This is a genomic window from Alteriqipengyuania triglochinis, assembly GCF_054655655.1.
Window position 1 is genome coordinate 1 of sequence record NZ_BAAHNC010000002.1, and the last position, 16,163, is coordinate 16,163.

The window sequence follows — 16,163 nt, forward strand, 5'->3', positions numbered from 1 at the left end:
CGGCAGGGCCAGCACCCCCGCCGCCGGGGGCGCGGCCGCCCCCACGTCGGGCATGATGATCTTCGCCATCAGGATGCCGCCGGGCGCGGACATGAAGGCCGCGGCGAGCAGGAAGGGCAGGTACTCGTTGCCCAGAAGGCCCGCGTAGGCCGCGAGGATCGTCCCCGCGACGCCCGCCATGCCGACGGTCATCAGCGTGAACAGGCGGCTGGGCGCGAGCGCGGCGAGATAGGGCCGCACGACCAGCGGGCTTTCCGACTGGCCGACAAAGATGTTGGCAGCCGCCCCCAGTGATTCGACCTTGCTGATGCCGGTGAGGAAGCCGATCGCCCCGCCCAGCCAGCGTACGACCAGCTGCATGATGCCGAGATGGTAGAGGATCGAGACGAGCGCGGCGAAGAACACGATCACCGGCAGCGCGCCCAGCGCGAAAGTGTTTTCCAGCGGATTGTCCGCCCCGAACAGGAAGGCGGTGCCGGCATCCGCGTAAGAGAGCAACGCGGCAACGCCGTTGCTCATCTCGCGGATGACCAGCCGCCCGCCCGAGGTACGCAGAATGAGGAAGGCCAGTAGCGCCTGCAACGCGAAAGCCGATGCGACGACCCGCAGGCGGATATGCCGCTTGGCATTGGATAGCAGAAAGGCGAAGGCAAGGATCGCGACGATCCCAAGCAGGCTGGCAAGCACTGGCGGCATAGATGGCTTTCGGGTCGTCTGCGGGAGGAGATCGCCCCTTCGCCTTTTCGCGAAGGGTAGTCAATTCGCAGTCGGGCAAATCGGTTCCCGGCATCTTCCCTTTTTCGCCAAGCGATCATAAGCCCTTGGCGATGGATCAGACCCGTACGGCCCCTCCGCCCGCACTTCCCCGCCCGCTGTTCGTCTTCGCTCTGCTCTATGGCGGCATGACGGTGCTGGCAGGCGTGCTCGGCTTCAAGCAGATCGCCCTCCCGCTCGGTTTCACGACCCTTGCGGTCGAATCGGGCATCTTCGCCTTCCTGATGCTGGTCGCGATCTCCAGCGCCATCGCGCAGGTTTACGGCAGCGCCATCGCCAACCGGCTGGTCCTGTGGGGCTTCGCGCCGCTCGGCCTGTCGATCCTGCTGATTCAGGTCGTGCTGGCCCTGCCGCCCAGCCCGCAGATGCCGGTCGAAAACCTCGCTGCGTTCGAAACCGTGCTGAGCCAGACCGGGCGGATCATGATCGCCGGGCCGATCGCCTATGGCGTGTCGCTGTTCCTCAACGTGTGGCTGTTCGAACGGCTCCGCGGCCAGAACACGGAAGGGCGCGGAAATGGCGGGGGCTTCTGGATGATGCTGCGCGGCGGCTTCGCCTCGGCGATCAGCCAGGCGGTCGACACGCTGATCTTCATCACCGTCGCCTTCTACGGCCAGTTCGACATCGTGCCGCTGCTGATCGGGCAGGCGATCGCCAAGGTCGTGCTCAGCTTCGTGTTCGTTCCGCTGATCATCTGGGTGCTGGTGCGGCTGGCGGGCGACGGCACGCGCGAGCTTGCAGCCCGCTAGGGCGTCAGGCGCTCAACGCTTCGACGAAATCGGCGCGCCACTGTTCGACATTGGCGGTCCTGATCACCTCGTTCAGCTTTTCCCACCGCGCCTTGCGCTCGTCCAGCGGCATGTCGATCGCCTCGCGAATCGCCTCGCTGGTTTCTTCCATGCTGTAGGGATTGATCAGCACCGCATCGGTCAGCTGCTCGGCCGCGCCCGCAAAGCGCGAAAGGACGAGCACGCCGGGGTCTTCGGGGTCCTGCGCGGCGACATATTCCTTCGCCACCAGGTTCATTCCGTCGCGCAGCGGCGTGACCAGCCCGACATGGGCCGAGCGGTAGATACCGAACAGCTCCTGCCGGGAATAGCCGCGGTTGACGTAGCGGATAGGCACCATGTCGACCTCCGAACGCTCTCCATTGATCTGGCCCGCCTTCTGTTCGAGCGTGTTGCGGATGCGCTGGTAGGTCGCGACGTCCTGCCGCGAAGGCGGCGCGATCTGGACGTAGAGCGTCTCTTTCACCCGGTCGGGATAGGTGTCGAAGAAGCGGCCCAGCGCATCGAAGCGTTCGGGCAGGCCCTTCGAATAGTCGAGCCGGTCGACCCCGATGATGACCTTGCGGTGCCGCGAGCTGGAGCGCATGCGCTGCTCCGCCTGCCGCGCGGCGCCGGTCTGCCCCCCTTCGAGGAATTCGTCGTAGTCGAGCCCGATGGGAAAGGCGGCGACCTTCACCGAGCGTCCGTCGTAGGTGACGGTGCCATCGTCGGAGACGTCGGCCTGCAGTTCCTTGCGGCAATAGCCGAGGAAGCTGTCGACCGATTCCTCGTCCTGGAAACCGATCAGGTCGTAGTCGAGCATGGTCAGCACCAGCCGTTCGTGGAACGGCAGCGCGACCAGCAGATTGCGCGGCGGCCACGGGATGTGGAGGAAGAAGCCGATCCGGTTCTTGTTGCCGCGTTCGCGCAGCCGGCTGCCGAGCGGCATCAGGTGATAGTCGTGCACCCAGACCATGTCTTCGGGATCGATCAGCGGGCCGAGGCTGTCGGCAAAGCGCTGGTTGACCCGCTCGTAGCCCTTGCCGAAGCCGCTTTCGTATTCGGCCAGGTCCACGCGGTAGTGGAACAGCGGCCACAGCGTGCGGTTGGCGTAGCCGTTGTAATATTCGTCGACGTCCTGCGATTCCAGATCGATCGTGGCGGTGGTGACGCCATCGTTCTTCTGCATGTTGAGGTCGCCGGTGAAGGTGTCGGTTTCCTTGCCCGACCAGCCGAACCAGATTCCGCGCCGTTCCTTGAGCGCAGAGCCGAGCGCCACCGCCAGACCGCCCTGAGATCCGGCGGCCCCGCGGGCCTTGGGCACGGAAACGCGGTTCGATACGACGATCAGTCGGCTCATCGGATGACACTCCAGGGTTGGGACAGCAGCGTGGCGCAGTTGATGATACCCACCAAAGAGTACGTCTGGGGGAAATTGCCCCAGAGTTCGCCATTGTTAAAATCGAGGTCTTCGGACAGCAGGCCCGACCTCGTACGGTGCGACAGCATGGTCTCGAACAGGTTGCGCGCCTCCTGTTCGCGCCCGGCGAGGTGCAGCGCTTCCATCAGCCAGAAGGTGCAGATGTTGAACGCGGTCTCGGGCAGGCCGAAATCGTCCTCGGCATCGTAGCGCAGCATGTGTTCGCCGCGCCGCAGACCTTTCTCGATCGCGGCGAAGGTCTTCTGGAAACGCTCGTCCTCGGGCTTGAGGAAACCCAGATCGATCATCTGGAGAAGGCTCGCGTCGAGGTTGCTGCCGCCGAGCGCGGAGGCATAGTGCTGGCCTTCTTCGTGCCAAGCCTCGTCCTCGATCCGGGCGCGGATGATCGCCGCCCGGTCCCGCCAGAAGGCGAACTTGTCCATCTTGCCCAGCCGCTCCGCGACGGTGGCGATGCGGCCGCACGCCGCCCAGCTCATGAGGACCGAATAGGTGTGGACCTCCTGCCGGGTGCGGAACTCCCACAGGCCTGCATCGGGCTGGTCGTGCATCTTCCACGCCATCTCGCCGACCTTCTCTAGGCTGTCGAAATCGTCTTCCCCGGCGATGCGGTACAGCCGCTGGTCGAAGAAGGCCTGCACGGTGGGCAGCACGATCTGGCCATAGGCGTCGTGCTGGACCTGGCTGAAGGCCGCATTGCCCTTTCGCACCGGGCCCATGCCGCGATAGCCAGCGAGGTTTTCGGCAAAACTCTCGGTCAGTTCGGGCTCGCCCATCACCGAATAGAGCGGTTGCACCGCCCCGCCCTTCGCGTTGTCGACGATATTGCGCAGGTAGGAGAGATACTTTTCCAGCACGTCGAGCGCGCCCAGCCGGTTCAGCGCCTGGACGGTGTAATAGGCATCGCGGATCCAGCAGTAGCGATAGTCCCAGTTGCGCTCGCTCCCGGGCGCTTCGGGTATCGAGGTCGTCAGCGCTGCCACGATCGCGCCGGTTTCCTCGTGCTGGCAGATCTTCAGCGTGATCGCCGCTCGGATTACCGCGTCCTGCCATTCCATCGGCGTCGCAAGCCCACGCACCCAGTGCCGCCAGTAATGGTCGGTCAGCTCGAGCATCGTCTCCAGCTCGTGGCCGACATTGCCGCCGAACGGCTCGTCCGGGCCGAGGAAGAAGTGCAGGTCGCTCTCGACCCGGAAGGTGCGCTTCTCCTGGACATAGCCGACCGCCGCATCGGTCGTCAGGCGCAGCGCCTGCTGGCCGACGAGATAGCGGATGTGGTTGGTTCCGTTGGTGGTCGCGGCCGGCGCCTCGCCATAGTTCTTCATCGGCGTGCAATTGACCGTGATCCGCGGCGTGCCCGCGACCGGGCGTACGATCCGCACGAACGCGACCGGGCGATACATCCGGCCCGAGCTGCGGAAGCGCGGCGCGAAGTCGATGATCTCGACCGCACTGCCGTCCTTCGCTTCCAGCCGGGTCTTCAGGATCGGCGTGTTGCGCAGATATTCCTGCGTGGCGAAGGCGAAATCCTCCAGCTCGATCCGCCACACGCCCGTGTCCTGGTTGTCGCCGTTCATCAGCGAACAGAACACCGGATCGCCATCGACACGGGGCACGCACCCCCAGACGAGACCGCCCGCTTCGTCGATCAGGCCGGTGACCTGACAATTGCCAACCGGCCAGAGTTCGAGAGAGCTACGGGGGGTTTGCGTCATTCCAACTCCAGCCATTGATGAACCGCTTCGACATCGAACAAGCGATAGCGGGCTTTTGTTTCCCGCATCTCCCCCACGAGCACGCCGAAGCCGCCGAGATCTTCCACTGCGGCGAAACCGTCCTCGTCGGTCAGGTCGTCGCCGACGAACACGGGCGTCGCGCCCGCGAAAGGCGCGTTGCGCATGATATGGCGCACGCCGTCGCCCTTGTTGGCATCGGTCGTGGTCAGCTCGGCAAGCATCTTGCCCTCGCGCAGATGCAGCCCGTGCCGCGCCGCCAGGTCGCGCGCGAAGGAGAGGATATCATCCGCGCGGTCCGGACATTCGCGGTAGTGCATGCCGACGCCGAGCGCCTTTTTCTCGACCACGAGACCGGGCACGCTGCCCGCGAAGTTGCGCGTCTCGGCGATAACATCGTCGGAGACACGGGGCACTTCGCGCTCGGCAACCGGGGAACCGTCGGGGCTCGTGACCTCGGCCCCGTGCGATCCGCTCATCACCACGGAGCATTCGGGCAGGTGCCCGCGAATATCGTCGATGAAGCGGCCGGTCACGACCGCCAGCCGCCCGTCCAGTTGGGCGGCCTTGCGTTCGAGCGCGGCGGCCAGATGATCGGGCACGTCGATGCCGTCGGGCGTGGCCGCGAGATCGACCAGCGTTCCGTCGAAGTCGAGAAACAGCGCAAGCCGCGCGATTTCACCCAAGGGTGGCGGGGGTGCGAGGTCGCCTGAACCTGATGCGGCTGATGCCATGCCCCATGCCATAGAGGCAGGGCATGTTGCAGTGCAACCTTCGCCGTGCCCCGGCCCGCCCGCTAGGCCGTCTGCCCCACCATCGCGACCCGCGCCTTCTTGAGCGCATCGGCCTTGAGCTGGTGCACGCGCGGCACGCTGACGCCGAGGACCGCCGCGATTTCGTTGAGGTTCAGTTCCTCGACGAAATAGAGTTTCAGGACCAGTTGCAGCCGTTCCGGCAAGGCAGCGATGGCACCGCTCAGCACCGAGGTATCCTCGCTCGCCAGCAGGGTCTGCTCGGGATCGGGTCGGTGGTCGCCGAAGGCGCCGTCGCTGTCCGAATAGCATTCCTCGATCGAGGTCGCACTGGTCGAGGCCGCGAAGCGCATCGCCTCGTACCGGTCGAGCGGCATTTCCATCGCCCGCGCCATTTCGGCGGCACTGGGCGCGCGGCCCAGCTCGGTTCGCAGGGCCTGCTCCGCCACGTCGCGCTTGCGCGTCCAGCCGGCCGCGCTGCGGGGGCGGTGCGACTGGCCGCGCAGCAGATCGACCATCGCGCCGCGCACGCGCATCTTGGCGTAGGCGGCAAAGCCATCGTCGCTCGGCCGGTCGTGCCGCTGGGCCGCTTCGGTCAGGGCCATCATCCCCGCCTGCATCAGGTCGTCGATATCGACCGTGGTGCTGCCATGCCCCTGATAATACCACGCGAGCTTGCGCACGAGCGGCAGGAACTGGGTCACCTTGTCCTGAATGGTGGAGCCATAGGCCCGGCGGGCGGCGAAAAGGGTCTGGTCGTGCTTCATGCGGCAAGCGCCTCGGCGGGTTGCAACTGCGACGGGTGTTCGGGCGGCGGAAGCTGCGGCTGGTGCCGCTCTGCCTGCTGTTCGGCCTCGTCACCGATCACCGCGACCACCTCGATCGGCTGGGCCGCAGGCAGTTCGTTGATCGACAGGACGAGCATGCCGGGCGCGCGCAGCTTCAGCAGGCCCGCCAGAGCGCGGCGGGCACGCGGCTGGACGACCAGCGCGGGCGTGATCGCGCCCGGCGGCCGCTCGCGCAGCAGGGCCGAGATGCGTTCCCCGATGGAGCGCGCCAGATCGGGCTCGATCACGATCTCGCCCGTGGTCGGATCCTGCATTCCGCCCACGACCATCTCTTCGAGTTGGGCGGCCAGCGTGACGACGGGCAGCCGTTCGTTCGGGCCGCAGATGGTGCCGACCAGCATCGTGCCGAGGTCGGCCCGCATCAGCTCGACGATCTGTGCCGGGTCGCCCGTGCGCTGCGCCGCCTGCGACAGGCTGGAGAAGACGCGCACCGAGTGGGTCAGCGAGATGCCATCGGCCAGCAGGGCCTTGAGCACGGCGGTGATCGCGGCGAGCGAGAGCGGCTGCGGCGTGATCGTCTCGATGAGCTGGGCATGGCGTTCGCGCAGCAGGTCGAGCAGTTCGCGCACCTGGTCCGGCCCCAGCAGCTCCGCCGCGCGGCCCGCCAGCAGCTGGTGGACCTGCGTCGCGATGACGCTTTCGGGATCGACCACCAGATAGCCTTCGGCCACCGCGAGATCGCGCGAACCCGCGTCGATCCACTTGGCATCGCACCCGAAGCTGGGGTCCTTGGTCGGCTCGCCCCGCAGCACCTGCCCGTCGAGCACCTCGCCGGTGTCGATCGCGAGCAGCCGCCCGCTGCGCAGCGTGCCCGACCCGACCGGCGCCCCGCCGAGCATGATGCGGTATTCGTCGGGCGCGATGTCGAAGCTGTCGGCAATGCGGAACTGCGGGATCACGAAGCCGAAGGACTGGCACATCTGCTTGCGCAGGCCGGTCAGGCGGGCGACCAGCGGCGCGCCGTTCCTGTCGTCGGCCAGCTGGACGAGCCCGTAGCCGAGCTGGATCGTCACCAGCGTCTGGTCGGACACTTCCCCGATCGTGATGCGCGAGGGATCGGGCTTTTCCTCCGGCTCGGGCACGAAGACCGCGGCCGCCAGCTCGCGTTTGCGCAGCGCGCGCCACAGCAGCAGGGCGCCCGCAGCCAGCGGCAGGAATATCATCTGCGGCATTGCCGGAATGCAGCCGATCGCGCCGAGGATACAGCCGACCGGCAGCCAGATCTTGGAATCCGCCAGCTGCCCGCCGATCTGGCCGGTCAGGTCGCGCGTGTCGGAGACGCGGGTGACGATCACGGCAGCGGCGATCGACAGAAGCAGCGCCGGGATCGAGGCGACCAGCGCATCGCCCACCGCCAGCGTGACGTACATCGCGCCCGCTTCGCCTGCCGAAAGGCCGTGGCTCGCCATGCCGAGCACCAGCCCGGCGAGCACGTTGACGATCAGGATCAGCAGCGCGGCGATCGCATCGCCCTTCACGAACTTGCTGGCACCATCCATCGACCCGTAGAAATCGGCCTCGGTCGCGATCTCGCGGCGGCGGGCCTTGGCCTCGTCCGCGGTCAGCAGCCCGGCGGCAAGATCGGCGTCGATCGCCATCTGCTTGCCGGGCAATGCATCCAGCGTGAAGCGCGCGGTCACTTCGGACACGCGGCCCGCGCCCTTGGTCACGACGACCATGTTGATGATCGTCAGGATGATGAACACGATCAGGCCGACCGCGAAATTGCCGCCGATCAGGAAGGCGCCGAACGCCTCGATCACCTTCCCCGCCGCATCGCCGCCCTCGTGCCCGTTGAGGAGCACGATGCGGGTCGAGGCGACGTTCAATGCAAGGCGCATCAGCGTGGCGAACAGCAGGACCGAGGGGAAGGACGAGAAGTCGAGCGGTTTCTGCGCATTCATCGCGGCCATCAGGATCGAGACCGACAGCGCGATATTGAGCACGAAGAACAGGTCGAGCATCAGCGCCGGGATCGGCAGGACCATCAGGACGATGATCGCGAGGATCCCGGTGGGCAGCGCGAGCGCGGGCGAGACGAAGGCGGGCAGCTTCACAGGCCGAACGCCTCGAATTTGCCATAGGCGGCATCGATCCGCGCGCGGGCACGGCTACCGACATCGGTCCCGTCCGCCCCGGCGAAGGTGGCGCGCAGCGTCTCCGCCATCGAAGGCCGCGTTTGCGGGGTGGCGGGTCCGCCTGCCGAAGCGGCGCGCGTGGTGCGGCCCGGCATCATCGCGGTGCTGGCGTAGCGGGCCTGCGCGAATTCCGCGCCGAGCCCCCCGGCGCCTGCCCCCATCACGACCGGGCCTCCGGGGGCGAACGGCATCGCCCCGCCCTGCTCCATCGCATTGGCGACCTTGGTCTGCATCAGGCTCATCACCTCGGCGACCGAGCGCGCCCGGCCGTTATCGTAGAAGATCGGCCGGTTGGCGCTGGCCGCCTTGGGCATCAGTGCGGCGGCGGACTGGCCGGCATCGGTCCGGTAGGCCCCGAGAAATTTCTGCGCGCCGCCCAGGCCCAGAAAATGCGCGAGGTAGAGTTCCGCCGGTTCGGGATCGCGGTCGAGGAAGCCGCGCAGACCGTCGGAATTGTCGCGCGCGAGCTCGGCCGCCATCAGCGCGGAAGCATCGGCATCGTAGCGCAGCGAGAGGAGCTGGTCGCGCGTGCCGCGATGGGCGACGCTGCCGCCGGGTGCGATCTGCTCGCTCGCCCAGCTATAGCCGTATTTGGAGCCGTGGCGGTCGATCGTGCGCAGCCACGTGGAATCGATGAACTGGTAGAGGCCGGTGGCGCTGGAGGTGCGCGCCTTGGCATCGGGATCGAGCCCGGATTCGAGCTTCGCCTGGGCCAGCAGGTAGTCGAAGTCGACCCCCGTGCTCTGCGAGGCACGCGCGATGGACGCGCGCACGTCCTCCCTCGTGACGGGTACAGGCGCAGGCGACGCGGCTGGTACTGGACTGGCGGTGGGCACTCGACCTCCCGGGGAATTGCTATCCCGGGATCAAAAGCAATAAGCGTGCCAGAATATGAATTTTGCCGGAACGGCGTTCAGAACGTGTGCGCCACCGATGCCGGGCCGGATCGATTATAGGTGCCCGCCGCACCGGCCATCGAATCGAGCCGCGACTGCACATTGCTGGCGATCAGGTTGCGCAGACGGCGGTTGATCGTGTTCAGGCGGCGCACCGCGTCGAGCAGGCCGAGGCATTCCTCGTCGAGCTCTTCCGGGCGCACCCTTTCCAGCTGGTCGCACAGCTCCATCTTGCCGTTCGAACATGTGGTGATGCGTTCGATGTCGAGGGCGGCAAGGGCCTGCCGTTCGCCTTCGAGCAGGGCAAGCATTTGCCGCAAGGCGGTGCGCGTGTTCATATCCTTGCCGCCCCTATTCGCCTGAGGACTTGAACAGACCGCAGCCGATAATGCCCTCGGCTATTTCGTCCGGGGCGAGCCGATAGGTGCCAGCCTCGATCGCAGAGCGGATGGCGGCCACGCGATCGGCATCTACCGGAGCATCGTCACCCGCGTCCGGCTTGCTGATCGCGCTCATCGCGTCTGCGGCAACCGCCTCGTCGGCGGGCCGGCGGACTGCGGAGACACGCTCTACCGGGGCAACGCCCTGGCGCAGCGCCCTCGTCCCTCCGATTTCCGGCAATCCGAAATCTCGCATTGCGTGTGCTCCACTTGTCTATCCGTCCACGGGCGAACGGCCATCACGCGACTTATAACGGCGGGCTTCACCCGACTTTAAGGTCCCGGCAACATTTTTTGCCGGGAGCGCAATCTAGCGCAGGCTGACGGCGACCTGGCCAGGGCGCACGACCTGTGCGCTGACCGGGTCGGCCTTCCTGTCCTGCGTCGGGCGGACCTTGATCCACGATCCGATCGCCCCCTCTTCGAGGGCAACCGCCTGCCGCGAGAGCGAGAACCCGCCACCCGCGACGATGATCGACACGGTCTCACCCCGGCTGACGACGATCTCGCCCGTCCCCGGTTCGGCCTGCTCCGCGGGCTGCGGGGCCTGCGCCACAGCGACATAGATGCGCCAGCCGGCATCGGGGCACAGCACCTGCACGCTGTCGCGGTGCTTGCCATACCATTCGAGCTGCAGCGGCACGCCGCACGGGTTCAGGCGCATGCGCCGGTCGACCGGCAGGCGCGCGCCGCCCGGGTGGCCGATCGGCGCGCCGGTGAACTGCATCACCGCCCGGTCGATCTCGGCCGGGTCCATCGGCGCACCGGCATTGGCGTTCGCAGGGGCCGCAAGGGCGCCGAGCCCGAGTGCGAGGAGTGCGGAAAATTTCAGCATGATCGCAGATGCTCCGGAAAATTGCGTGGCATGGACAGGCATTGCGCCCGTCTTTTCAATAGCCGCTATTGTGCAATTTCCGTGCCACCTGGAATCGGGCGATCATGTGCGATCACGACCAGCGTCTCCGGCACCGCGGCCGGCTCGACCATCAGGCGCGCCTCCTGACCCGTATCCTCGATCTGTGCGATCAGCCGGGTCGCCTCGCGCACCGCGTCGGCCGCACGCCCCGGCCGGTACCGGACGATCACGGTCGCGATTTCACCCCGGTCGAGATCCTGCGTCGCCAGCCAGCCCGCCAGATCGGCGTCCCCACCCGGGCGGAACACGCCCATCGGCTGGCCCAGCGCCGTGGGGGCCGCATCGGCGGTCGCATCTTGCGGCACGGCCTCCCCGCGATCCTCGCGATGCGCGGCTGCGACGACCACGAACAGGATCAGCGCCAGATCGGCGAGCGTCGTCTGCCAGCCATTGAGCCCGCGAATGCTCACGAGGCCTTCCGCAGGCCTTCCGGAGCAAGCGGGTTTTCTGCCACCACCCGGGGGCGGCGCGGCGCGGGGGCGACATTGCGCGCGACCGCATTCTCCAGCCAGTCGAGCAGCTCCTGCCGCGCACGCTCCTCTCCCGCGGCGCGCCGGGCGATAGCCGCAGCCAGCGGGCCGAACAGGAAGTTCGCGGCTGCAATGCCATAGAGCGTGGTGACGACCGCCATCGCGATCGCGCCGGTCATCCCTGTATCGTTCGCGTCGGCAGGCATGGTCCCCAGCGCGACCAGCGTGCCGGCCAGCCCCAGCACCGGGGCAAGTTCCGCCGCATCGCCGAGCACCCGCGTCGCCGTCTCCGCCGCCTCGGCCCGGGCGCGTGCGTGAGCCTCGTGCTCGGCATGAAGGCCGTCGAGCGATCGCCGCGCGATCAGCGCTCCGGCAAGACCGTCGAACTCGGTGTCGTCGATCGTCACGAGCTCCGCGCCCAGCAGGCCGTCCCTGCCGATATTGCGGATCTGCTGCGAAAGGTCCGCCTTCGCGCGCGCCGGATCGAATGCCGGCCGCACGAGGCCGCCAACCTTGCGCAGGGCCAGCGCAACTTCCGCCGGGCCGCAGCGCAGCAGCGTGGCGAGCACGGTGCCGCCCAGCACGATGGCGAGAGCGGCCGGGTCCAGCCAATGCTCCATCAAGGTCGCGATCTTGTCCACGCCCCATAGGACGACCGCGATCGGCGGTTTTTCAGCGCCGCCGCCCGATTTTTGCCGCCGACCGGCAAGCGCTTGCCGCGCACGGCACCAACGGCAGCGTTTCTGCGCCTTTCACGGCAACTGGCACGCCCCTTGCTTAGATACCGGCGAACACGACACGTCCACCAACCCAGGCGGAGACGAAGCAATGAGCGAAGGCCTTTTCGGCATTCATGGAGCGGCACTGGAAGTGCGTGCGCAGCGCATGGGCGTGCTCGGCTCCAACATCGCGAATGCGGGGACCCCCGGCTACAAGGCGCGCGACATCGATTTCGGTGCCGCGCTCGCCGCGCGCCTCGGGGGCAGCGAGACCGAGACGGCGGCATCGCGGGCGACCGTCTATCGCATTCCGACCATGGCCAGCCTCGACGGCAACACCGTGGAGATGGCGACCGAGCAGGCCGCCTTCGCCGAAAATGCGGTCGCCTACACCGCCACGCTGGGCTTCCTGCGCGGCCGGGTCGAAACGCTCACCCGCGCGATCAGGGGGGAATGACGATGCCCGGAAACGCCAGCGGCCCGATGACGATGTTCCAGATGGGCCATCGCGCGATGTCCGCGCAGATGGTCCGCATGAACACCGCCGCGTCCAACCTCGCCAATGCGGGCAGCGTCGCAGGCAGCGAGGCCGACGCTTTCCGCCCAATGCGCACCGTCTTCGCCGAAGAACTCGACAAGCAGAGCGGCCTCAGTTCGGTTCGCGTCGAGAGCGTCGTGCGCGCCGATGTCGCCCCCGTACGCCGCCACGATCCGAGCCATCCGCTGGCCGACGAGAACGGCGATGTCTGGGAATCGCCGGTCGATGAGAATGCCGAGATGATCGAGATGCTCGAAGCCTCGCGCCAGTACAGCAACATGATCGAGGCGATGTCCACCGCCAAGCAGCTGATGCTCGAAACCATGAGGATGAAATGATGAGCAGTGTGAACCCCTATGGCGGTGCGGCTTCGGCCACGGCCTCGGCCGCCAGCCAGGAAGCGGTGCGCGGCCGGACCATGGACCAGCTGGGCCAGGCCGACTTCCTCCGGCTGCTGACCGTCCAGGTCCAGCAACAGGATCCGTTCGAGCCGGTCGATAACAAGGAGATGCTGGCGCAGATGGCGCAGTTCTCCTCGCTCGCCGGCACCACCGAGACCAACGAGACGCTGAGCAAGATCGTCGACAAGCTCGACGCCCTCATCGCCGCCCAGGCTGCGGGCGACAGCTCCGCCGCCAACGACGCATAAGCACAAGGAGCCGCACCAATGTCCTTTTACACCTCGCTCAACGGGATGAAGAACGCGCAGTCTTCACTCGGCACCATCGCGCATAACATCGCCAACTCGGAAACCTACGGGTTCAAGCGCGCGCGCACCGAATTCGCCGAAATCGTCGCCGGATCGTCCACGTCCAACCCGCGCACGATTCAAGGCATCGGTGCCTCGGTCGAGGCGATCACGCAGAATTTCTCCCTCGGCCCGATCGAACAGACCGGCTCCGCGCTCGACATGGCGATCACCGGCGACGGCTTCTTCACCATGCGCGGCGAGACCGGCGGCACGCTCTACACCCGTGCCGGATCGTTCATGATCGACGGATCGGGCAACATCACCGATAACGACGGCAACCGCCTGCAGGTTTTCCCGACCAATCCGGACGGCACGGTCGCCTCCAACACGCTGGGCGACGCCACCGTTCCGCCGGCCAATGCGGCCGGGGCCAAATATGCCGGGATCACCGTGGGCAAGGACGGCACCGTCAACGTATCCTACGCCGATGGCTCGATCGAGCCGGTGGGCAAGGTCGCACTCGCCTCCTTCATCTCGCCCGGCGGCCTCAAGCCGGTCGGTTCGTCCAACTGGGAAAGCAGCGGCCTGTCGGGCGCGGCGACCTATGGCGAACCGGGCGCAGGCCAGTTCGGCCCGCTGCGCTCGGGCGCGCTCGAGCGTTCGAATGTCGACATTGCCGAAGAACTCGTCGGCCTGATCACCGCGCAGCGCAACTTCCAGGCCAACGCCAAGGCGATCGATACCGCGACCCAGCTCTCGCAGACCGTCATCAACCTGCGGAGCTGAGCGAGATGGACCGCCTCATCTATACCGCGCTTTCGGGGATGCAGGCCTCGATGGATCGGCAGCGCGCGATCGCCAGCAACATGGCGAACACGAACACGCTGGGCTTCCGGGCCGAGCTGATCGAGCAGCGCGCGATGACCATCGAAGGCCTCCCGAACGAGGCACGTGCGATGCAGACCGCACGCGTCACAGGCGCGGATATGACGGGCGGAGAAATTATCGAGACGGGCCGCGATCTCGACCTTGCCATGGCGACCGAGTCGCTGATGGCGGTGCAGGCGGACGACGGGACGGAAGCCTATACCCGTCGCGGAGATTTGTCGCTGTCGGCCACGGGGCTGCTGGTGACAGGAGAAGGCCACCCGGTGTTGGGGGACACGGGACCGATCACGGTCCCACCGGGTGGCCGAATCTCCATTTCGGAAGACGGCACGGTCACCCGGACCGATCCCGAAGCACCCGACCAGCCGCCCGCCGAGGTCGGCCGGATCAAGCTGGCGAGCTGGGAAGGCTCGCCCATCGCCAAGGGTCTCGACGGCCTGTTCCGGGTCGAGGGCGGCGGCATCCTGCCGACCGATGCCGAGGCCCGTGTGCAGACCGGCGCGCTGGAGCAGTCCAACGTCAAGCCGACCGAAGTGCTGGTCGCGATGATCGAAGAACAGCGCCTCTACGCGATGCGCTCCAAGATGGTGTCGACCGCCCGCCAGCTCGACGAGAGCGGCGCGCAGCTGATGCGTCTCACCTAAACCAAGGACTTTTAGCAATGCCCACATCCGCCCTCCAGGTCGCCCGCACCGGGCTCGAAGCGCAGGACGCCCGCATGCGGGTGATCGCCAACAATCTGGCGAACGTCGGCACCACCGGGTTCAAGCGCGACCGCGCCAACTTCGCGACGCTTGCCTATCAGGACGCGCGCGTCGCCGGGCAGCGCTCTTCGGGCGAGACCGCCTACGCCACCGGGCTGAACCTGGGCACCGGCGTGTCGATCCAGTCGACCAGCCAGATCATGACGCAGGGCACGCTCGACAACACGGGCAATGCGCTCGACCTCGCGCTGGACGGCGACGGCTATTTCCAGATCGCGCTTCCCGGCGGCCGCACGGGCTACACCCGGGCGGGCAACTTCACCCGTTCCGCCGAAGGCCAGCTGGTCACCCAGCAGGGCTTTGCCGTGCAGCCCGAAATCACCGTGCCCGAAGGCGCGACTGCCATCGCGATCGCCCCCGACGGCACCGTCACCGCAACCGTGGGCGGGGAGAGCGAGCCGACCGAGCTGGGCCAGATCCAGATCGCCCGCTTCACCAACCCGGCGGGCCTGCAAGCCATCGGCGACAACTTCCTCGCCGAAACTGCCGCCAGCGGTGCCGCCGAACTGGGCGTCGCGGGCGAAGGCGGTCGCGGGCAGGTCCGGCAGGGCATGCTGGAGGGATCGAACGTTAATATCGTGGAGGAACTGGTCGCGATGATCGAGGCGCAGCGCGCCTACGAGATCAGCTCCAAGATGGTCTCCGCCGTCGACGAGATGCTGCGCAACGCGAACCAGACCCTCTAATCAGACCGCGCGAGGCCGATCTTCATGAACACCCGCATCCTTATCGCCCTGCCCGTCATGCTGCCCGTTACGCTCGCGCTGTCGGCGTGCGGCGGGGCAACGCGTCCCGTCGGGTTTGCAGCGGCACTGCCTCCGGTTCCGGCCGAGGCCTATGCACCGCCGCCGGCGACCGACGGCGCGATCTACCAGGCCTCGCAAGGGTACGCTCCGCTATACAACGGCAACCGCGCATCGCGGGTCGGCGACCTTGTCACCATCGTCCTGATCGAACGCACCAGCACCAGCAAGGCGACCAGCGGCAAGACCAGCCGCGACGGGGGCGCCAGCGTCGACCTGCCCGCCTTCATCCCGATCGACGATGCCGACCTGACCGCCTCGGCCAGCGCAGATTTCAACGGGTCGGGCACCGCCGCCCAGACCTCGACCCTGCGCGGCGACCTGACCGTGACCATCGCCGAAGTCCGCCCGAACGGCACCGCCCTCGTCCGGGGCGAGAAGGTGATGCAGTTCAGCCAGGGCGAGGAATGGGTCCAGGTCTCCGGCATCATCCGCCTCTCCGACATTGATTACGACAATCGCATTTCCTCGATCCGCGTCGCCGACGCGCGCATCTCCTACAGCGGCAAGGGCGCCGTCCAGCAGTCGAGCAAACCCGGCTGGCTCTCGCGCTTCTTCAACGCCGTTTCGCCGTTCTGATCGGGAGCG

20 protein-coding genes are annotated in these 16,163 nt (G+C 67.1%); 8 read left to right on the forward strand and 12 right to left on the reverse strand.

The window, feature by feature from the left end:
- Positions 1-696 (reverse strand): Na+ dependent nucleoside transporter N-terminal domain-containing protein (locus ACYQ0L_RS05695; protein ID WP_459788053.1); only part of this gene is annotated, 696 nt, incomplete at its 3' end.
- 131 nt (positions 697-827) lie between these two features.
- Between ACYQ0L_RS05695 and ACYQ0L_RS05700 the strand changes: the two genes are divergently transcribed.
- Positions 828-1,523 (forward strand): queuosine precursor transporter, encoded by a 696-nt coding sequence (locus ACYQ0L_RS05700; RefSeq protein ID WP_459788054.1) that lies wholly within the window; start codon positions 828-830, stop codon positions 1,521-1,523.
- A 4-nt stretch (positions 1,524-1,527) separates the two neighbouring features.
- On the opposite strand, the gene otsA is transcribed toward ACYQ0L_RS05700, so the two are convergent.
- From otsA to ACYQ0L_RS05755, 11 genes are all read right to left on the reverse strand, one after another.
- The gene (gene otsA, locus ACYQ0L_RS05705; RefSeq protein WP_459788056.1) at positions 1,528-2,901 is read right to left on the reverse strand and encodes an alpha,alpha-trehalose-phosphate synthase (UDP-forming); all 1,374 of its coding nucleotides are present in this window, start codon (positions 2,899-2,901) and stop codon (positions 1,528-1,530) included.
- Entirely contained in the window at positions 2,898-4,694 is a 1,797-nt protein-coding gene (locus ACYQ0L_RS05710) for a glycoside hydrolase family 15 protein (protein ID WP_459788057.1), read from the reverse strand. The genes otsA and ACYQ0L_RS05710 overlap by 4 nt, the downstream gene beginning before the upstream one ends.
- On the reverse strand, positions 4,691-5,446 hold the full coding sequence (gene otsB / locus ACYQ0L_RS05715; protein WP_459788058.1) for a trehalose-phosphatase: 756 nt from the start codon (positions 5,444-5,446) through the stop codon (positions 4,691-4,693). Before otsB ends, ACYQ0L_RS05710 begins: the two co-directional genes overlap by 4 nt.
- Before the next feature lie 62 nt (positions 5,447-5,508).
- Entirely contained in the window at positions 5,509-6,231 is a 723-nt protein-coding gene (locus ACYQ0L_RS05720; protein WP_459788059.1) for a sigma-70 family RNA polymerase sigma factor, read from the reverse strand.
- Positions 6,228-8,369: a flagellar biosynthesis protein FlhA gene (locus ACYQ0L_RS05725; RefSeq protein ID WP_459788061.1), complete on the reverse strand. Its 2,142-nt coding sequence runs from the start codon at positions 8,367-8,369 to the stop codon at positions 6,228-6,230. The genes ACYQ0L_RS05720 and ACYQ0L_RS05725 overlap by 4 nt, the downstream gene beginning before the upstream one ends.
- Positions 8,366-9,223, reverse strand: coding sequence for a transglycosylase SLT domain-containing protein (locus tag ACYQ0L_RS05730; protein ID WP_459788062.1), 858 nt, complete (start codon positions 9,221-9,223; stop codon positions 8,366-8,368). The genes ACYQ0L_RS05725 and ACYQ0L_RS05730 overlap by 4 nt, the downstream gene beginning before the upstream one ends.
- A gap of 140 nt (positions 9,224-9,363) precedes the next feature.
- Entirely contained in the window at positions 9,364-9,684 is a 321-nt protein-coding gene (locus ACYQ0L_RS05735) for a hypothetical protein (RefSeq protein ID WP_459788063.1), read from the reverse strand.
- 13 nt (positions 9,685-9,697) lie between these two features.
- Positions 9,698-9,982 carry a flagellar biosynthesis anti-sigma factor FlgM gene (locus ACYQ0L_RS05740; RefSeq protein ID WP_459788064.1) on the reverse strand — a complete coding sequence of 95 codons (285 nt, stop codon included), beginning with the start codon at positions 9,980-9,982 and terminating at the stop codon, positions 9,698-9,700.
- A 114-nt stretch (positions 9,983-10,096) separates the two neighbouring features.
- Positions 10,097-10,621, reverse strand: coding sequence for a flagella basal body P-ring formation protein FlgA (locus ACYQ0L_RS05745; RefSeq protein ID WP_459788065.1), 525 nt, complete (start codon positions 10,619-10,621; stop codon positions 10,097-10,099).
- Positions 10,622-10,686: 65 nt separating this feature from the next.
- On the reverse strand, positions 10,687-11,112 hold the full coding sequence (locus ACYQ0L_RS05750; RefSeq protein ID WP_459788066.1) for a hypothetical protein: 426 nt from the start codon (positions 11,110-11,112) through the stop codon (positions 10,687-10,689).
- A complete protein-coding gene (locus ACYQ0L_RS05755) occupies positions 11,109-11,813 on the reverse strand; it encodes a MotA/TolQ/ExbB proton channel family protein (RefSeq protein WP_459788067.1) in 705 nt (234 codons plus the stop codon). Before ACYQ0L_RS05755 ends, ACYQ0L_RS05750 begins: the two co-directional genes overlap by 4 nt.
- Positions 11,814-12,000: 187 nt before the next feature.
- On the opposite strand from ACYQ0L_RS05755, the gene flgB reads away from it, so the two are divergent.
- The 7 genes from flgB to ACYQ0L_RS05790 are packed head-to-tail and all read left to right on the forward strand — an operon-like array spanning position 12,001 to position 16,154.
- A complete protein-coding gene (flgB, locus tag ACYQ0L_RS05760; protein ID WP_459788068.1) occupies positions 12,001-12,348 on the forward strand; it encodes a flagellar basal body rod protein FlgB in 348 nt (115 codons plus the stop codon).
- Positions 12,349-12,350: 2 nt separating this feature from the next.
- Positions 12,351-12,767: a flagellar basal body rod protein FlgC gene (flgC, locus tag ACYQ0L_RS05765; protein WP_459788069.1), complete on the forward strand. Its 417-nt coding sequence runs from the start codon at positions 12,351-12,353 to the stop codon at positions 12,765-12,767.
- A complete protein-coding gene (locus ACYQ0L_RS05770) occupies positions 12,767-13,078 on the forward strand; it encodes a flagellar hook assembly protein FlgD (protein ID WP_459788070.1) in 312 nt (103 codons plus the stop codon). The genes flgC and ACYQ0L_RS05770 overlap by 1 nt, the downstream gene beginning before the upstream one ends.
- Before the next feature lie 18 nt (positions 13,079-13,096).
- Positions 13,097-13,906 (forward strand): flagellar hook-basal body complex protein, encoded by an 810-nt coding sequence (locus ACYQ0L_RS05775; RefSeq protein ID WP_459788072.1) that lies wholly within the window; start codon positions 13,097-13,099, stop codon positions 13,904-13,906.
- A 5-nt stretch (positions 13,907-13,911) separates the two neighbouring features.
- On the forward strand, positions 13,912-14,652 hold the full coding sequence (locus ACYQ0L_RS05780; protein ID WP_459788074.1) for a flagellar basal body rod protein FlgF: 741 nt from the start codon (positions 13,912-13,914) through the stop codon (positions 14,650-14,652).
- A 17-nt stretch (positions 14,653-14,669) separates the two neighbouring features.
- Entirely contained in the window at positions 14,670-15,458 is a 789-nt protein-coding gene (gene flgG, locus ACYQ0L_RS05785; RefSeq protein ID WP_459788075.1) for a flagellar basal-body rod protein FlgG, read from the forward strand.
- Positions 15,459-15,482: 24 nt separating this feature from the next.
- Complete coding sequence (locus tag ACYQ0L_RS05790; RefSeq protein WP_459788076.1) at positions 15,483-16,154, forward strand: flagellar basal body L-ring protein FlgH; 672 nt, start codon at positions 15,483-15,485, stop codon at positions 16,152-16,154.
- Positions 16,155-16,163 lie beyond the last annotated feature (9 nt).

Bases quoted from the DNA above. Each gene is read 5' to 3' on its own strand.
- ACYQ0L_RS05700 (WP_459788054.1), top strand. From the start codon at position 828: ATGGATCAGACCCGTACGGCCCCTCCGCCCGCACTTCCCCGCCCGCTG.
- otsA (WP_459788056.1), bottom strand. From the start codon at position 2,901: ATGAGCCGACTGATCGTCGTATCGAACCGCGTTTCCGTGCCCAAGGCC.
- ACYQ0L_RS05710 (WP_459788057.1), bottom strand. From the start codon at position 4,694: ATGACGCAAACCCCCCGTAGCTCTCTCGAACTCTGGCCGGTTGGCAAT.
- otsB (WP_459788058.1), bottom strand. From the start codon at position 5,446: ATGGCATCAGCCGCATCAGGTTCAGGCGACCTCGCACCCCCGCCACCC.
- ACYQ0L_RS05720 (WP_459788059.1), bottom strand. From the start codon at position 6,231: ATGAAGCACGACCAGACCCTTTTCGCCGCCCGCCGGGCCTATGGCTCC.
- ACYQ0L_RS05735 (WP_459788063.1), bottom strand. From the start codon at position 9,684: ATGAACACGCGCACCGCCTTGCGGCAAATGCTTGCCCTGCTCGAAGGC.
- ACYQ0L_RS05740 (WP_459788064.1), bottom strand. From the start codon at position 9,982: ATGCGAGATTTCGGATTGCCGGAAATCGGAGGGACGAGGGCGCTGCGC.
- ACYQ0L_RS05745 (WP_459788065.1), bottom strand. From the start codon at position 10,621: ATGCTGAAATTTTCCGCACTCCTCGCACTCGGGCTCGGCGCCCTTGCG.
- flgB (WP_459788068.1), top strand. From the start codon at position 12,001: ATGAGCGAAGGCCTTTTCGGCATTCATGGAGCGGCACTGGAAGTGCGT.
- flgC (WP_459788069.1), top strand. From the start codon at position 12,351: ATGCCCGGAAACGCCAGCGGCCCGATGACGATGTTCCAGATGGGCCAT.
- ACYQ0L_RS05770 (WP_459788070.1), top strand. From the start codon at position 12,767: ATGAGCAGTGTGAACCCCTATGGCGGTGCGGCTTCGGCCACGGCCTCG.
- ACYQ0L_RS05775 (WP_459788072.1), top strand. From the start codon at position 13,097: ATGTCCTTTTACACCTCGCTCAACGGGATGAAGAACGCGCAGTCTTCA.
- ACYQ0L_RS05780 (WP_459788074.1), top strand. From the start codon at position 13,912: ATGGACCGCCTCATCTATACCGCGCTTTCGGGGATGCAGGCCTCGATG.
- flgG (WP_459788075.1), top strand. From the start codon at position 14,670: ATGCCCACATCCGCCCTCCAGGTCGCCCGCACCGGGCTCGAAGCGCAG.
- ACYQ0L_RS05790 (WP_459788076.1), top strand. From the start codon at position 15,483: ATGAACACCCGCATCCTTATCGCCCTGCCCGTCATGCTGCCCGTTACG.